Origin of the sequence: Rhizobacter sp., assembly GCF_031412075.1 — a bacterium.
Lineage (GTDB): Bacteria > Pseudomonadota > Gammaproteobacteria > Burkholderiales > Burkholderiaceae_C > Rhizobacter.
Window position 1 is genome coordinate 1 of the sequence record NZ_JANOCG010000346.1, and the last position, 15,922, is coordinate 15,922.

General features: G+C 65.5%; 18 protein-coding genes and 1 pseudogene. 10 read left to right on the top strand and 9 right to left on the bottom strand.

The window, feature by feature from the left end; genetic code table 11:
- Positions 1-169 precede the first annotated feature (169 nt).
- The 4 genes and pseudogenes from RMO40_RS25515 to RMO40_RS12810 form a co-directional block, all read left to right on the top strand.
- Positions 170-1,342: pseudogene (locus tag RMO40_RS25515) on the top strand (cyclic di-GMP phosphodiesterase); the annotation flags it as partial.
- Positions 1,343-1,494: 152 nt separating this feature from the next.
- A complete protein-coding gene (locus RMO40_RS12800) occupies positions 1,495-1,689 on the top strand; it encodes a cation transporter (RefSeq protein WP_309721611.1) in 195 nt (64 codons plus the stop codon).
- Between the two features lie 46 nt (positions 1,690-1,735).
- Positions 1,736-3,304, top strand: a complete 1,569-nt coding sequence (locus tag RMO40_RS12805) for an ABC transporter substrate-binding protein (protein WP_309721614.1) — start codon at positions 1,736-1,738, stop codon at positions 3,302-3,304.
- A gap of 7 nt (positions 3,305-3,311) precedes the next feature.
- Positions 3,312-3,692 (top strand): nuclear transport factor 2 family protein, encoded by a 381-nt coding sequence (locus RMO40_RS12810; RefSeq protein WP_309721617.1) that lies wholly within the window; start codon positions 3,312-3,314, stop codon positions 3,690-3,692.
- Between the two features lie 6 nt (positions 3,693-3,698).
- On the opposite strand, the gene RMO40_RS12815 is transcribed toward RMO40_RS12810, so the two are convergent.
- Positions 3,699-4,130, bottom strand: coding sequence for a DUF1841 family protein (locus tag RMO40_RS12815; protein WP_309721619.1), 432 nt, complete (start codon positions 4,128-4,130; stop codon positions 3,699-3,701).
- 26 nt (positions 4,131-4,156) lie between these two features.
- Between RMO40_RS12815 and RMO40_RS12820 the strand changes: the two genes are divergently transcribed.
- Positions 4,157-4,906, top strand: coding sequence for a sulfite exporter TauE/SafE family protein (locus tag RMO40_RS12820; protein WP_309721621.1), 750 nt, complete (start codon positions 4,157-4,159; stop codon positions 4,904-4,906).
- Between the two features lie 62 nt (positions 4,907-4,968).
- Positions 4,969-6,123 (top strand): iron-containing alcohol dehydrogenase, encoded by a 1,155-nt coding sequence (locus RMO40_RS12825; RefSeq protein ID WP_309721624.1) that lies wholly within the window; start codon positions 4,969-4,971, stop codon positions 6,121-6,123.
- 18 nt (positions 6,124-6,141) lie between these two features.
- Here RMO40_RS12825 and RMO40_RS12830 read toward each other — a convergent pair whose 3' ends face one another.
- The 4 genes from RMO40_RS12830 to RMO40_RS12845 all read right to left on the bottom strand — a co-directional run bounded on the left by RMO40_RS12830 (position 6,142) and on the right by RMO40_RS12845 (position 8,911).
- Complete coding sequence (locus RMO40_RS12830) at positions 6,142-6,822, bottom strand: DUF799 domain-containing protein (protein WP_309721627.1); 681 nt, start codon at positions 6,820-6,822, stop codon at positions 6,142-6,144.
- Positions 6,819-7,205: a DUF4810 domain-containing protein gene (locus RMO40_RS12835; protein WP_309721633.1), complete on the bottom strand. Its 387-nt coding sequence runs from the start codon at positions 7,203-7,205 to the stop codon at positions 6,819-6,821. The genes RMO40_RS12830 and RMO40_RS12835 overlap by 4 nt, the downstream gene beginning before the upstream one ends.
- Positions 7,202-7,879 (bottom strand): CsgG/HfaB family protein, encoded by a 678-nt coding sequence (locus RMO40_RS12840; RefSeq protein ID WP_309721638.1) that lies wholly within the window; start codon positions 7,877-7,879, stop codon positions 7,202-7,204. Before RMO40_RS12840 ends, RMO40_RS12835 begins: the two co-directional genes overlap by 4 nt.
- A 63-nt stretch (positions 7,880-7,942) precedes the next feature.
- Entirely contained in the window at positions 7,943-8,911 is a 969-nt protein-coding gene (locus RMO40_RS12845; protein ID WP_309721640.1) for a succinylglutamate desuccinylase/aspartoacylase domain-containing protein, read from the bottom strand.
- A gap of 103 nt (positions 8,912-9,014) precedes the next feature.
- On the opposite strand from RMO40_RS12845, the gene RMO40_RS12850 reads away from it, so the two are divergent.
- From RMO40_RS12850 to RMO40_RS12865, 4 genes are all read left to right on the top strand, one after another.
- A complete protein-coding gene (locus tag RMO40_RS12850) occupies positions 9,015-9,632 on the top strand; it encodes an AAA family ATPase (RefSeq protein WP_309721643.1) in 618 nt (205 codons plus the stop codon).
- Complete coding sequence (locus RMO40_RS12855; protein WP_309721646.1) at positions 9,629-10,081, top strand: MaoC/PaaZ C-terminal domain-containing protein; 453 nt, start codon at positions 9,629-9,631, stop codon at positions 10,079-10,081. Before RMO40_RS12850 ends, RMO40_RS12855 begins: the two co-directional genes overlap by 4 nt.
- Positions 10,082-10,169: 88 nt before the next feature.
- Positions 10,170-10,907, top strand: coding sequence for a response regulator (locus tag RMO40_RS12860; protein WP_309721648.1), 738 nt, complete (start codon positions 10,170-10,172; stop codon positions 10,905-10,907).
- Positions 10,904-12,760, top strand: a complete 1,857-nt coding sequence (locus RMO40_RS12865; protein WP_309721650.1) for a hybrid sensor histidine kinase/response regulator — start codon at positions 10,904-10,906, stop codon at positions 12,758-12,760. The genes RMO40_RS12860 and RMO40_RS12865 overlap by 4 nt, the downstream gene beginning before the upstream one ends.
- Here the strand turns inward: RMO40_RS12865 and panC are convergent.
- From panC to RMO40_RS12885, 4 genes are all read right to left on the bottom strand, one after another.
- On the bottom strand, positions 12,757-13,590 hold the full coding sequence (panC, locus tag RMO40_RS12870) for a pantoate--beta-alanine ligase (RefSeq protein WP_309721653.1): 834 nt from the start codon (positions 13,588-13,590) through the stop codon (positions 12,757-12,759). The two genes, RMO40_RS12865 and panC, sit on opposite strands and share 4 nt — an antisense overlap.
- Before the next feature lie 5 nt (positions 13,591-13,595).
- Positions 13,596-14,459, bottom strand: coding sequence for a 3-methyl-2-oxobutanoate hydroxymethyltransferase (panB, locus tag RMO40_RS12875; protein WP_489660158.1), 864 nt, complete (start codon positions 14,457-14,459; stop codon positions 13,596-13,598).
- A complete protein-coding gene (gene bioB / locus RMO40_RS12880) occupies positions 14,456-15,442 on the bottom strand; it encodes a biotin synthase BioB (RefSeq protein WP_309721656.1) in 987 nt (328 codons plus the stop codon). The genes panB and bioB overlap by 4 nt, the downstream gene beginning before the upstream one ends.
- Before the next feature lie 68 nt (positions 15,443-15,510).
- Positions 15,511-15,922 (bottom strand): segregation/condensation protein A (locus RMO40_RS12885; RefSeq protein WP_309721659.1); only part of this gene is annotated, 412 nt, incomplete at its 5' end.

The following is a 15,922-nucleotide window of genomic DNA, read 5'->3' on the forward strand; positions in this document are numbered from 1 at the left end:
GCGGCGTTTTTGTTTTGGGCCGGGCCGATCAAGTTCGAACGGCAGGTGTCGATAGCGTTTAAGCCGTCCTGCCCACCGCCCGCCGCCACCCATGCTGAAGAAGATTACCCTCGAACAGCTCCGCCTGGGCATGCATTTGCAAGCACTAGAAGGCTAGTGGCACGATCACCCGTTCTGGAAGACCAAGTTCGTGCTGCAAGACCAGAGCGATCTGGAAAAGCTGCGGCAGAGCGGCGTGCAGGCCTGCTGGATCGACAGCAGCAAGGGGCTCGATGTGGTGCCCGCCGCCGAATTGGGCGTTCCTGTGCCGGCGTCATTGCCTGCTACTCCCGTGGCGGCAGTGCCCGCTCCGGCGATGCTCACCCAGCAAAGCAGCTTGACCCACGAAGTCAAACGCGCGGCGGTGCTGGTCGCCAAATCCAAGCAGGCGGTGATGGCCTTGTTCAACGAAGCCCGCCTGGGCCACGCGATCGATGCGGCCGAATGCCTGCCGCTGGTGGACGAGATCGCCGGCTCGGTGTGGCGCAACCCGGGTGCGATGGTCAGCCTCGCGCGCTTGAAGACACACGACGACTACACCTACATGCACTCGGTGGCGGTGTGCGCGCTGATGATCACGCTCGGGCGCCAGCTCCGCATGGACGAAGCCGCCATCCGCGAGGCCGGCCTCGCGGGCCTGCTGCACGACATGGGCAAGGCGATGATGCCCACCGAGGTGCTGAACAAACCCGCCAAGCTCACCGACGACGAGTTCAAGATCATGAAGTCGCACCCGCTGCGCGGCTTCGAGATGCTGCGCGAAGGCGGCACCGCCTCCGAAGGCGCGCTCGACGTGTGCCTGCACCACCACGAGAAGATCGACGGCAGCGGCTACCCGCACGGCCTGCGTGGCGACCAGATCTCGCGGCTGGCCAAAATGGGAGCAGTGTGCGATGTCTACGACGCCATCACCTCCAACCGCCCTTACAAGAACCGCTGGGATCCGGCCGAATCCATCCGCAAGATGGCCGAGTGGCGCGGTGGCCACTTCGACGACATCGTGTTCCAGGCCTTCGTGAAGAGTCTGGGCATCTACCCCATCGGCTCGCTGGTGCGCATGCAGTCGGGCCGGCTGGCGGTGGTGTGCGAGCAGAACCCCGATTCGCTGGTGGCGCCCAAGGTGAAGGTGTTCTTTTCGACCCGCTCGCAGCTGCACATTCCGCCGGAGCTGCTCGACCTGTCGAGCCCGGCGTGCAGCGACCGCATCGCCGCGCGCGAATCCAATGCGCAGTGGAAGTTCACCCACCTCGACGAGCTGTGGGCCGGCGCCGACGCACTCAAGCGGCAAGGCGTTACGGCCTGACAAGGCCCCCAGGGCATCCAGAAGCGGGTGATCGGGCCAGTTGTCACCCTGGCAGATATGCGCCAGGTGCTCCGGTTGGAATCGGGTGCTTGACCTTGCCGCCATGGCAAGGTGAATACTCGCCGCACCCACACCCACGCAAGGAGCCTTCCATGATCGAGTTGACTTTGCCCACGATGACCTGTGGCCACTGCGTTCGCACCGTGACCGAGACGGTGAAGAAGCTGGACCCGGCCGCCAAGCTCCACATCGACCTGCCCACGCACAAGGTGCAGATCGAGTCGGGCCGGCCAGCGGGCGAGTTTCGATCTGCCCTCACCGAGGAAGGGTACGCACCAGCGCCCTAAACTCGCCGTTTTCGCCCTTTCGTCATTGCCTTGCAGAGGAGTGCGCATGAAACGCAGCTTGTCCGTTCTTTGTCTCGCAGCCCTGGTCAGTACGCTGGCCCAAGCGCAGACCCTTCGCTGGGCCTCGCAAGGTGATGCGCAGACCATGGACCCGTATTCGCAGAACGAGCTGCTGACCAATGCGATGAACGGGCAGGTCTACGAAACCCTGGTCAACCGCGGCAAGGGCATGGTGCTGGAGCCGGTGCTCGCCACCGAATGGCAGCAGACCTCGCCCACGCAGTGGCGCTTCAAGCTGCGGCCCAACGTGAAGTTCCATGACGGCAGCCCCTTCAGCGCCGACGATGTGGTGTTTTCCATCCAGCGCGCCAAGGAGGCCAGCTCCGACATCGGCGTCTACGCCAATGCGCTGGGCACGCCGAAGAAGGTCGACCCGCTCACCGTCGAATTCAACCTCACCAGCGTGAACCCGATCTTCTTGCAGCACCTGAGCCTCTTGCCCATCATGAGCAAGACCTGGGCTGAAAAAAACAAGGCCACCAAGCCGATCGACTTCAAGAACAAGGAAGAGGGCTACGCCTCCTTCCATGCCAGCGGCACCGGGCCGTTCATCCTGGTGTCGCGCCAGCCCGATGTGAAGACCGTCTACAAGCGCAACACCGCGTGGTGGGGCAAGTTCGACGGCAATGTGCAAGAGGTGGTCTACACCCCCATCAAGAGCGACGCCACCCGCGTGGCCGCGCTGATCTCAGGCGAGGTCGACTTCATCCTCGACCCGTCGCCGCAAGACCTGCCGCGGCTGCGCAACACCTCGGGCGTGAAGGTGATCGACGGGCCCGAGAACCGCCTCGTCTTCATCGGCATGGACCAGCTGCGCGACGAGCTGCTCTACAGCAGCGTGAAGGGCAAGAACCCCTTCAAGGACGTGCGGGTGCGCAAGGCGCTCTACCAGGCCATCGACATCGAGACCATCAAGACCAAGCTGATGCGCGGCCAGGCGGTGCCCACGGGCGGCATCACGCCGTCGCCGCTCGGCGCCTACAACGACCCCGAGATCGAGAAGCGCCTGCCCTACGACCTGGAGGCCGCCAAGAAGCTGATGGCCGAGGCGGGCTATCCGCAGGGCTTCGAGGTGACGCTCGACTGCCCCAACAACCGCTACATCAACGACGAAGAAATCTGCCAGACACTGGCCTCGATGTGGGCCCGGCTGAACGTGAAGATCCGCGTCAATGCGATGCCGCGCTCGGCCTACTTTCCCAAGGTGCAGAAGTACGACACCTCGCTCTACATGCTGGGCTTGGGCGGCGCGATCACCGACGCTGAAACCACGCTCACCCCGATCCTGCGTGGGCGTGGCGAAGCGGGTGTGGGCTCATGGAACTTCGGCGGTGCCAAGGATGCGCAACTCGAAGAGCTGGCCGCCGCGTCGAGCAAGGAAGCTGACCCGAAAAAGCGTGAGCAGCTGATCAAATCGGCGCTCAAGCGGCACAACGAACTGGTGCTCAACATCCCGCTGCACCGGCAGGTGATCCCGTGGGCCGCGCGGCAGAACGTCGAGGCCATTCATCGGCCCGACAACTGGTTGGAATGGCGCTGGGTCACATTGAAGTGAGGCCACCATGCCGAGCACCGAAACCCTTGAAAGATTCATCGCCCGCGTAGAGCAAAACGCTCACGCCGAGGCGATCGAAGAGTTCTACACCGTTGACGCGAGCATGCGGGAGAACCAGGGCCCGGCCCGCACCGGTGGGCGTGAGGCCCACGTGGCCAACGAGCGCAAGGTGCTGGCGCGGGCGAAGTCGATCACCTCACAGTGCGTGCGGCCGGTGATGGTGAACGGCGACCATGTGGCGATCCGCTGGATCTTCCGCTTCGAGTGGCTCGACGGCAGCGTCACCGAGATGGAAGAAGTGGCCTGCCAGCGCTGGGAGGGCCAGCGCATGGCCGAAGAAACCTTCTTCTACGACCCGGCGCAACGCATCCCCAAGAAGCCCACCTGACCGAACTCAGCGCGTTGCACGCCGCCTGATGCCGTCGATGTACTTGTGCCCATCGGGCGGCAGCCCGCTGCGCTGCGACTCCCACATCATCTCGCCCAGGCATTCCATCACCTCGTGGTGCGCCTCGTGCGCCGAGCCGCGTTTGGCGGCGAGCAACTCGTAGGCCTGCTTGATGCCGCGCGGCTGGTCGATGCTGACCTGCTCGCTGATCGACAAGTGCATCGAGAGGTGCAGAAACGGGTTGGTTCGGCCCGCCTCGACGTCATAGACCGCGGCCAGTGCCGCTTCTACATCGCTCAGCTCGGCGTGGTATTCGGGGTGCTGGGCTATCCAGTCGGCGGCCGCGGTTTCCATCGGCGTGAGCGGCAGGCCTTCGCGGCGCTTGCGGTGGGTGTCGCAGAAGAAGCGGCGAACGTCGTGCTGGGAGGGTGCGAACATCGGCGGATTCTCCCTTTGTTTTCCTGATGATCACCGACCCCTGGTTTTATGCCGTGGCCGTGCCCGCGGTGCTGATGATGGGCCTGGCCAAGAGCGGCTTTGGTGCCGGCTTCGGCGCACTGGCCACCCCGCTGATGGCGCTGGCCATTCCGGTGCCGCAGGCGGCGGCGATCATGCTGCCGCTGCTGTTGGTGATGGACGCTTTTGGCGTCAAGGCCCTGTGGCACCTGCGCGACCGCAACCTGCTGCGCCTGCTGCTGCCGGCGGGCATGTTGGGCACGCTCACCGGCCTGTTGACCTTCGGCCTGCTGCCCACCCACGTGGTGGCCGGCATCGTGGGGGCATTGACCTTGCTGTTTCTGGCGCAGCGCCTCTTGTTTCCGCCACAGGTGGATGCCCCACCGCCGCCACGCTGGCTGGGTTTCACGCTCGGCATCGCCTCGGGCTTCACCAGTTTTGTAGCCCACGCCGGCAGCCCGCCGGTGAGCGCCTATGTGCTGCCCTTGCGCCTGCAGCCCATGGTCTTCACGGCCACCATGGCGATCTTCTTTGCGGCGGTGAACCTGTCCAAGATCGTTCCCTACGCCTGGCTGGGCCTGATCGACCTGCGCAACATGAGCACCGCGCTCGTGCTGATGCCGTTGGCGCCGGTGGGGGTGTGGATCGGCATTCGCCTTGTGCCCCACATTCCGGCCCAGCTGTTTTATCGGCTGGTTTACATCGGCATGTTTCTGACGGGCGTGAAGCTGTTGTGGGACGGGTTTCGCGGAATCTAGTTTTTGTATGGCCGTGCGAAAATGTGGGGTTTGTTGTGCTTCACAGATTCCAAGGAACCACCATGCCCACCCGCAGCTTTTTGATGACCGCTGAAAACATCATGGGGGCCGGCTGCCTGGCCGATGCCATGACGGTGGTGAAGTCACGCGGCTTCAAACACGCGCTGATCGTGACCGACGCTCCGCTCACCGCCCTGGGCGTCACCGAGAAGGTCGCTGCGCTGCTGCGTGAGCGCGACGTCGAGGTGTCGGTGTTCGACGGTGTGCAGCCCAACCCGACCGTCTCCAACGTCGAAGCCGGCCTGGCCGTTCTGCAAAAGGCGGGCGCCGACTGCATCATCTCGCTGGGTGGCGGCTCGCCGCACGACTGCGCCAAGCTGATCGCCGTGCTGGCCACCAACGGCGGCGCAGTGATGGACTACCGCGGCGCCAACAAGGTGAAAAAGACGCCGCTCGCGTTGGTGTCGATCAACACCACCGCCGGCACGGCCAGCGAGATCACACGCTTTGCGGTGATCACCGAAGAGACCCGCCACCTGAAGATGAACATCGTCGACCGCCAGCTCGCCCCGCTGATCTCGGTCAACGACCCCGAGCTGATGCGCGGCATGCCGCCCGCGCTGACGGCCGCCACGGGCATGGATGCGCTGACGCACGCCGTCGAGGCCTATGTGTCGATCGTGGCCACGCCGGTGACCGATGCCTGCGCGCTGCACGCGATCAGGCTGGTCGGGCAGTACCTGCCGCGCGCCGTGTCCCACGGCCGCGAAGACATCGAAGCGCGCGAGAACATGACCTATGCGCAGCTGCTGGCCGGCATGGCGTTCAACAACGCCTTCCTCGGTTATGTGCACGCCATGGCGCACCAGCTCGGAGGCCAGTACAACCTGCCGCACGGCGTGTGCAACGCGATGCTGCTGTCGCACGTGCAAGCCGTGAATGCCAGCGCCTGCGCACCGCGCCTGGCCGATGTGGCGCGTGCCCTGGGTGTGGACACGTCTGGCCTCAACACCGAGGCCGCCGCGCAGGCTGCCGTGAAGGCGATGCACGACCTGGCGCGCGCTGTGGGCATCCCTGCCAGGCTGGCCGACCTGGGGGTGAAGCGCGAAGACTTCGCGATGATGGCCGTCAATGCGATGAAAGACGGTTCGGGTGCCACCAACCCGCGCAGGCTCTCGCAGGCCGAGATCGAGGCCATCTACGAAGCGGCGTTTTGACCGAGGCTGCGCGCTGAATCAGCGCGATGGCGTCACGGGGGGCTGCCCGTAGTTCGGGGCGCGCGGCCCCGGCAGCACGCCGTTGTAGCGAGATGCGTTCAGCAAACGGTAGCCGGCCAGATTGGCGTATTTGTACGCTTCGTCGGTGGCCGTGCTCACGATCTGCTTCACCAGCGCTGTGACGAGCAGGCCGACGAGCCCGCCCTGGCTTTGTTGCTGTTGCTCGGATGACGAGGCGGTGGCCACGCCTTTCCACAGGGTTTCGCCCGTGCGCAGGTCCACGATGTGACCCTCCACCGTGACGCGCGTTTCACTCGATACAACGACATAGCTCGTGCCGTACTGCTTGACCTTCAGGTAGACCGCTGCGTCTGCGCCAAAAAAATCGCGAAGCTTCTCGAGCGGAATCGCTTGCGCGTCGTTGGCGCTGGAGACGCCGTTCTGCCGAAAGGTCTCGTCGACCAGGGTGATCGGCAGCACGTAGTAGCCGGCTTCGGCGAGGGGGCGTGTTGCATGGGCCCACACACCCGGTGTTGCCGTCACCTCCGGCGAGTCGTTGAGCGGAGGCAACACCAGCAGGGTGGCGGGCTTGGCCTTCATGAACGCGGTGTAGTCATGGGCCGGGGCGCGGGTGGCGCAGCCGCTCAGCAAGGCCAGAGCCAGTGCGGCCGCATACAAGGGAAAGCGCGAGAGCCTCATGCCGACTTGTCCTTTTTCGCGGGAGCATCCAGCCGCCTGAGCAGCTGATCCATGTAGGGGGTCGACTCGGGGAATGCGATCTTTTCTGCCTGCCAAAGCTGGCGTGCCTCGTTGGTGTCGCCAGCGTTCAGCTTGAGCATGCCAAGGTGCGCGCGAAAGCCTGGTGGCAATGCCGCTCCGGTGGCCCGCGCTTTTTCAGCGTGGGCTTCCAGTTTGGCAATCTGATCGAGCGCAGGAGTGCCATGGCTCAGCAGCGTCTCGTACTGCTGACGTGGGAAGGTCTCCCACAGGTACAGCGGTTTGGGGCCGGGCTGCGCGCACCCGACCAGCAGGGTGACGGTGGTGGCGAGAGCGATCAGGTGGACCGGCCGTGTGGCGCTCACCGGCGCAGCTCCTGGCCCCACTGGCCTGCGTCTTTGCCGACCACAAGATTGTTCACGGCTTCACGCATGGCCAAGTCGAGAACCTTGCCGTTCAGTGTCGAGTCGTAGCTGGCAGTTCCGCCGAAACCCAAGACTTCACGGTTCGAGAGTTCGTACTCGCCAGCACCGCGCGCGGAGAACACCACTTCAGACGTCAGGCTGTTGACGATGTTGAGGGTGATCTTGGCGTAGGCCACCTGCGATTTGCCGCGGCCGAGCACGCCGAACAGCTGTTTGTCACCCACTTCCTTGCGGCCGAACTCGCTGATGTCACCGGTGACCACGTAAGACGCGCCTTTCAGCGTTTGCGCCGTGCCGAGGATCTTGGCTTCCTGCCCTGTTTCAGACATGTTGTCGCGATCAAGTACCGAAAAGCGCTGCGACTGCTGGAGGTGCGCGATCAGCGTCGTCTTGGCCTGGCTGCCCAGGCGATCGACTCCGTCGGAGAAGACGCCGCGCTGGAAGCTGGAACGGTTGTCGAACTTGCCGACCGAGACCGAGGCCTTGGCGCCGGTGTAGGGCGCGGCAGCGGCTTGCACCTTCTCCACTTGAACGGTGCGCGAACTTTCGGTTGCACAAGCTGCAAGCGCCAGTGCACAGGCGGCCATCATGGCCGCAAGGTATCGATGAAGCATGGAATCTCCCTGGTTGAACAAGAACGCCGGCCACTCAAACGGGGCCTGATGCGTCGGCTCAGTCTACTCGCGCAAGGTTCGTTGGCTGGGCAGCGCAAAGTAGAACCACTCGTTGCCCGGGAGGGCAGCGGGGTTGGGGAACACGATGAAACCATCGGCCGGAGCGCGCACCTCGGCGCCGTCGCCCCGGGTGCCGATCAGCTCACCGGCGCGCAGAGGGTCGTAGCTCGCCCATGCGCGCGCAAAGCGGTCGCCGGCATGGTGACGGTCGGTCACTTCGGCCAGGCGCAGCAGCTCGATGTCGCGGCGCGCGGGAGGCGCCAGCTCATCGATCAGTTTCAAATGCGCCAGCGTGTGGCGGATGGCGTGGTAGCCGACCTCGGGTGCTCGCGCGTCGTTGTGCTGGCCGCATTCGAGGGTGATGGCGTAGCCGCCCTGGCTGCGCATGTACTCGGTGGTGCCCACGCCGTAACTCGGGTCGGTGTTGAGCAACTGCGCGCGCTCGGTGGGTGCGGTGCGTTGCAGGCGGTTTTTCACGCCGGCGGCGTAGGTGTCGAGCCAGCCTTCGACGATGCGGCGCGGGCCCAGGCGCAGTGCCAGTGCTTCTTCTTCGGCCGCGTGGGCAAAGGGCTCCAGCGGGCCGCGGTTGTCTGGCGGGCCGATCATCGCGAACGGCTCGCCGGCGGTGTGGAAGGAGTGCAAGTCGAGCAAGACATCATGCTCGGCCAGCAGCGGGCACAAGACGTTGGCAATGCTGTCTTCGAAGTCGTGCGGGGCGGCGTTGGGCCGCAGGTTTCGGTTGAGGTTGCGCTCGCCCATGCGCTGGCCGTGCAAGTAGGCCAGCGGGTTGGTCACGGGCACGAAGCTCACGCTGCCACGCACGATCTGCAAGGCGCCGCTGTCGAGCTCGGCCAGCACACGCTCGATGGCGCGTGTGCCGCAGGTTTCGTTGCCATGCACGGCGCCCAGCACGACCAGCCGTTTGCCGGGCTGCAAGGCCTTGAAACTGTGGGTGCGCAGGTAGGCGGTCATGGAGGGGGCTGTCGCTTGGGGCATGAATTCCCTGGTTAGTCTTGATGGTTGGGCAAGGAAGGCGCCCGTTAACATAACCGCAAACAAGTCCCAGGAGAAACGCATGCCGGTGATCGTGGTGGCCAATCCGAAGGGCGGGGTGGGGAAAAGCACCCTGTCGACCAACATTGCCGGCTGCCTGGCCCATGCGGGGCACGCGGTGATGCTGGGCGACGTGGACCGCCAGCAGTCGGCGCGCACCTGGCTCTCGCTGCGCCCGGACAACCTGCCCAAGATCGCCGGCTGGGACGTGGCCCACGACGAGATCGTGCGCCCGCCCAAGGGCACCACCCACGTGGTGCTCGACACGCCCGCCGGCCTGCACGGCAAGCGCCTCGACGAGGTGATGAAGATCGCCGACAAGGTGATCGTGCCGCTGCAGCCGAGCATCTTCGACATCCATGCCACGCACGCGTTCATCCGCGATCTGCTGGCGCACCGGCGCGGCGACAAGGTCGACGTGGGCGTGGTGGGCATGCGCATCCGCGAGGGCACCATTTCGGCCGACCAGCTCAAAAGCTTTCTTGGCACCTTGGGGACGCCGGTCATCACCTACCTGCGCGACACTCAAAACTACGTTCACCTCGCCGCGCGCGGCCTCACGCTGTGGGACGTGGCGCCCAGCCGGGTCGAGCGTGACATGGCGCAGTGGCAACCCCTCATCAGCTGGATCCACGCATGAAGACCTTCGAGAAAATTTCCGACCTGCAAAACCTCGTCGGCCAGGAGCTCGGTGTGAGCGAGTGGACGACCATCACGCAAGAGCAGGTCAACAAGTTTGCCGAGGCGACCGGCGACCACCAGTGGATTCACATCGACCCCGAGCGTGCCAAGGCGGGCCCCTTCGGTGCGCCCATCGCCCACGGTTTTCTCACGCTGAGCCTGCTACCCGAGATGACGGCCTCGGCCTTTCGCGTCACCGAGACGCGCATGGGCGTGAACTACGGTCTCAACAAGGTGCGCTTCCCCGCGCCGGTGCCGGTGGGCAGCCGTTTGCGGGGCCGCTTCAAGCTGACCGAGTACATCCCGCTCGAGGGCGGTGCGCAGATGACGGTCGAATGCACCATGGAGCGTGAAGGATTCGACAAGCCAGTGTGTGTGGCCGAGTCATTGGCCCGCCGCTACGCCTAGGGTCTCCCTCGCGCCCCCCTTCGGAGGGGGCCGGCGGCCATTGCAGCTCGCATACGATCGCACCCGAACTCACTAGGGGGGAATAAAAATGAAAGTACTTCTGGTTGATGACCACCCGCTGATCCTTTCGGCGCTGCAAACGGTCATCAAGGGCTTGGGCGACCACGTCAACGTGGTGGGTGCGGGCAGTGCCCGTGCGGCGCGAGAGGCGTTGCTGGCCGAAAACGACTTCGATCTGGTGCTGCTCGACCTGCAGCTGGGGGACGCCGATGGGTTCGACCTGCTGGTCGAGTTTCGTGCCGCCTACCCGGCGCTGCCGGTGGTGGTGGTGTCGGCCTCCGACCGAGCGAGCGACGTCATCCGCTCCATCGACCTCGGCGCCATGGGCTTCGTGCCCAAGCGCTCCACCAACGAGATGCTGTTCGAGGCGCTGCACATGGTGATGCTGGGTGGCATCTATGTGCCGCCGATGAGCATCGGCACTGAAGCGCCAGTCCAGGGCCGCCGGCGAACCGACACGCCCCCCAGCCCGCTGAATGTGGTCAACCACGAAGCCACCGACAGCGACTTCCAGAAGCAACCCAGCCTCGCTTCGCTCGGCCTCACGCCGCGCCAGACCGATGTGCTCGCGCTGCTGCTGAAGGGCAACCCCAACAAGCTCATCGCGCGCGAACTGGGCTTGTCGGTTGAAACCGTCAAGGACCACGTGGCGGCCGTGTTGCGGGCATTGGGTGTCAGCTCGCGAACTCAGGCTGTGCTGGCCGTCAGCCAGATGAGCCAGCAACACGGCGGCTTTTCCACCTGGCGCGGGAGCCAGGTGCGGTGACCGACCCCGCGATCGCGCCGGTTGCTGCCGCGGCCGACGCGCCGGGCGACGCGGCGCTCGCGGGGCTTGACGCCCGGGCCGCCGTCGAGCGTGTGATCAGCCTCTATTCCTACCAGCCCATCACACTGGCCGGCAACGCTGCGGGTGCGCTGGTGCTGTGCCTGCTGTTCTGGGCCGAGGCACCGCGCTCGTTGCTGGTGGCATGGATGGCGGCGTTCTGGGTGTTGTGGCTGGCCCGTGTGGTGGCCACGCAGCGCTTTGCGCCGCTGAAGTTGCAGAATCCGACCACCCTGAGGCGCTGGAACACCGGCTGGGCGGTGGCCACGCTGGCGTCGGGTGCACTTTGGGGTGTTGCCGCTTGGGCGTTCTACGGCTATGGCGGGGTCACCGAGCGGGTGGGGCTGCTGCTGACTGTCTACAGCTTCTGCGTGGCAGCCGTACCGATCTTTTCCCAGCAGAGCAAGGTGTTCAACCTGTTCGCGGCGCTGTGCTTTCTGCCCATGGTGGTGCGTGTGGGCCTGGTCGGAACCTTCGACAGTCTGGTTCTCTCGGGCGTGCTGCTGATCATTTTCGGCCTCACCGTGGGTTTGGCTCGCAGCTACCGCACCGCGTTCGAGAACGTGCTGCTGCTCAAAGTTCGGGCCGACCAGCTGCTGGTTCAGTTGCGCGCTGAAAAGACTGCCGCCGAGGCCGCGCGGCAAGAGGCCGAGGTGGCCAACCGCGCCAAGACACAGTTCTTCGCCGCGGCCAGCCACGACCTGCGCCAGCCGCTGCACGCCATGGGCTTGTTTGCCGAAGCCCTGCGTCAGCGCAGCCACGACGAAGAGGTCACCCAGCTGGTGGCCAGCATCAACGGCTCGGTCGATGCGCTGGAGGGCCTGTTCTCCGAGCTGCTCGACATCACCCGCATCGACACCGGCGGTGTCGACGTGATGCCCGAACACTTCAACGTGGGCGAGATCTTCCGCAAGCTGCGCCTGCACTTCGAGCCGGTGGCGTTTGAGAAGGGCCTCAGCCTGCGTTTTCGCGGCGAGAGCCACAACATCTATGCCGACCCGGTGCTGGTCGAGCGCATCTTGCGCAACCTGGTGTCCAACGCCATTCGCTACACCAACGACGGTACGGTGCTCGTGAGCTCGCGTCCCCGCAACGGCCGTGTCTTGCTGCAGGTGTGGGACACCGGCGTGGGCATCCGCGAGCGCGAGCAGGATCACATCTTCGAAGAGTTCTACCAGGTGCCGTACAGCGAGGCGCTGTCGCCGCAACAACGCAAGGGGCTCGGGCTGGGGCTGGCCATCGTCAAGCGTTTGTCGGGCCTCATCCATGCACCTTTGTCCCTGCGCTCCGAGCCAGGGCGTGGCTCGGTGTTTTCGATGCCGTTGCCTGCCGGCAAGGCGCCGCGTGTTCGTGGCCCCAGCCAGGTGGGCGGCAAGGCGCCGCTCGGCCTCACGCTCGACCACAAGTTCATCGTGGTGGTCGAAGACGAGCCGGCGGTGCGCGGCGGGCTCGAGGTGCTGCTCAAGGGCTGGGGGGCGCAGGTCGTGTCGTTCGAGACGGTCGCCGCCAGCAGCGCCTGGGCGCAGTCCGCCGACCCGGTGGCCCAGCGGCCCGACCTGCTGATCGTCGACTACCGGCTGGAACAGGGCCGCACCGGGGTCGAAGCGATTCACGCATTGCGGGAAAAGTTTGGCGCCAACGTGCCGGCCATCATGGTCACCGGCAGCACCATGACCGGCCACGAGGCCGAGGCGCAGCAGCACGACTTCCATCTGCTGGTGAAACCGGTGGTGCCCAACAAGCTGCGGGCCATGATCGGCTTCAAGCTCGGCGTGCGTGCGCCGACGAAGGCCTAGAACTCGAGGTTGTCGATCAGGCGGGTGCTGCCCAGGCGGGCGGCGCCCAGCACCACCAGGGGGGCCGACGCATCTGCTGCGATGGGTGCTTGAAGGTCAGCGCGCCGCCGCACCGTCAGGTAGTCGGGGTGCCAGCCCCGCGAAGTCAAGCTCTCATGGGCCTTGGCTTCCAGCTCATCGAGCGACGCCGGCTGCGCACGGTAGCCCTCGGCCAGGCGCTTCAAGGTTTGTGACAGAGTCAGGGCTTCCGTCAACTCGGCCAGGCTCAGGTAGCCATTGCGCGACGACAAGGCCAGGCCTTGATCGGAGCGGCGTGTTTCGCCACCTTCGATGGTGATGGGCAAGGCGAACTGCTCGACCAGGCGGCGGATCACCATCAGCTGCTGGTAGTCCTTCTTGCCGAACACCGCCAGTTTGGGCTGCACGATGGTGAACAGCTTCATCACCACCGTGCTCACGCCGGTGAAAAAACCAGGGCGAAAGTGGCCTTCCAGAATGTCGGCCAGCGCCGGGTCGGGCATCACCTTGAAGGCCTGCGGCTGGGGGTACATCTCACGCTCGTCGGGAGCGAACACCAGATCGCAGCCTGCGCCGGTCAGCAGCTCGGCGTCTCGTGCCAGCGTGCGTGGGTAGCGGTCAAAGTCTTCGTGGGGCGCAAACTGCAGGCGGTTGACGAAGATGCTTGCCACGACCAATAGGCCATGCTGCTTGGCCTGGCGCACCAGGGCCAGGTGGCCTTCGTGCAGGTTGCCCATGGTGGGCACGAAAGCGCAGCTTTGCGGGCCGGGCAAGGCCGCGCGCAGCTCGCCGATGGTGTGGAGGATCTTCATCGTCATCAATAACCGTGCAGGGCGTCGTCGGGGAACGTGCGTGCCTTGACCGTGGCCACGTAGGTTTCGATGGCGGCCTGGATGCTGGGTGCGCCTTCCATGAAGTTGCGCACGAAGCGCGGCAGCTTGCCTTGGGTGACACCGAGCATGTCATGCATCACCAGCACCTGGCCCGAGCAATCCTTGCTGGCACCGATGCCGATGGTGGCCATGTTCACCGCCTGGGTGATGTCGCGCGCCAGCGTGGCGGGCACGAGCTCGAGCACACACATGGCCGCACCGGCGTCTGACAACTCGCGCGCATGCTGCTTGAGTGTGGCCGCGCCGTCGGCGCTGCGGCCCTGGATGCGGTAGCCGCCGATCGCATGCACCGATTGCGGTGTGAGCCCCAGGTGCGCGCACACCGGCACACCACGCTCCACCAGGAAGCGCACGGTCTCGGGCGTCCAGCCACCGCCTTCGAGCTTGACCATCTGCGCGCCGGCCTGCATCAGCACGCTGGCGCTGCGCATGGCCTGCTCTTTCGACTCTTGGTAGCTGCCGAAGGGCATGTCGCCCAGCACGAACAGGTTGCGGTTGCCTGCTGTCACGCAGCGCAGGTGGTAGGCGGTTTCTTCCAGCGTCACAGGCAGCGTACTGCTGCGGCCTTGCAGCACCATGCCGAGCGAGTCGCCGATGAGCACGCAGTCGACCCCGGCCGCATCCATCACCTTGGCAAAAGTGGCGTCGTAGCAGGTGAGCATGGTGATGGGCTCGCCGGCGGCCTGCATTTCGCGCAGGCGGTGCAGGGTCATGGGCTTGCGCTCTTTCGCCGTGGCGTTGGCGCCACCGCCGTAGAGGGTTTGTTCGGCCGTGGTCTTGGTGTTCATGAGGTGGTCATCCCCAGCTTGTCGAGCAACTCGCGGTCGGCCTGCACATCGGGGTTGCCGGTGGTCAGGAGCTTGTCGCCGTAGAAGATGGAGTTGGCACCGGCGGCGAAGCACAGTGTCTGCACCGCTTCGCCCAGCTGCTGGCGGCCGGCCGACAGCCGCACGCGCGATGTGGGCATGGTGATGCGCGCCACGGCGATGGTGCGCACGAACTCGAGCGGGTCGAGCTTGTCCTGCCCATGCAACGGCGTGCCTTCAACCTGCACCAGGTTGTTGATGGGCACCGACTCCGGGTACGGGTCGAGGTTGGCCAGTGCGGCGATCAGACCGGCGCGCTGCGTGCGTGTTTCGCCCATGCCGACGATCCCGCCGCAGCACACCTTCACGCCCGCACCGCGCACACGCTGCAGGGTGTCGAGCCGGTCTTCGTACTGGCGGGTGCTGATGATGTCGCCGTACTTGTCGGGCGCGGTGTCGATGTTGTGGTTGTAGTAGTCGAGGCCGGCCTCTTGCAGCGTCTCGGCGTGGCCGTCTTCAAGCAGGCCCAGCGTGGCGCAGGTCTCCAACCCCAGCGATTTGACGGCACTGATCAGCTCGGCCACTTTCTCCACATCGCGGTCTTTCGGGCCGCGCCAGGCGGCGCCCATGCAAAAGCGGGTGGCGCCTGCGGCCTGGGCACGGCGGGCGGCGTCGAGCACGGCCTCGGGCTCCATCAGCTTGCTGGCTTCAACGCCGGTGTCGTAGCGCGCGGCCTGCGGGCAGTAGGAGCAGTCTTCGGGGCAGCCGCCCGTCTTGATCGACAGCAGGGTGGAGAGCTGCACTTCGGTCGGGTCGAAGTGCTGTCGGTGCACGGTCTGCGCCTGGAACAGCAGCTCGGTGAAAGGCAGCGCGAACAAGGCCTCGATGTCGGTCACCGACCAGCGCTCGGGCGCCGTGACAGGCGCGGGTTGGCGGGCTTGGACACGGATGGCGGTTTCTTGCATGGGGTGGGTTCTGCGGTAGATAAGGCGCGCAGTCTAACCAGATGCGCTGGCAAGCGTGCTGCACCGCATCAAGCGGGTTGGTAGGCCAGTCGCACGTAGATGGGGGCAAAGGCCTCGGCCTGGGTCACTTCCAGCAGGTGCTCGCGTGACAGTTCGAGCATGGCGATGAAGGTCACCACCAGCACCTGCGGGCCGCGGCTGGTGTCGAACAGGTCTTCGAACATGGCAAACCGTTTGCCCTGCAGGCGGCGCAGCACGATGCTCATGTGCTCGCGCACGCTGAGCTGCTCGCGGGTGATGGTGTGGTGCTGGTTGAGCTTGGCGCGCTTCAGGATGTCGAGCCAGGCGGCACGCAGCTCGTCGGCGTCCACATCAGGAAAGCGTGGCTTGAGCGATTGTTCGATCGTCACCTGGGCGCGCAGGAAGTCGCGCCCGATCACCGGCAGGGCGTCGAGGCGGGCCGCGGCCAGCTTGATCTGC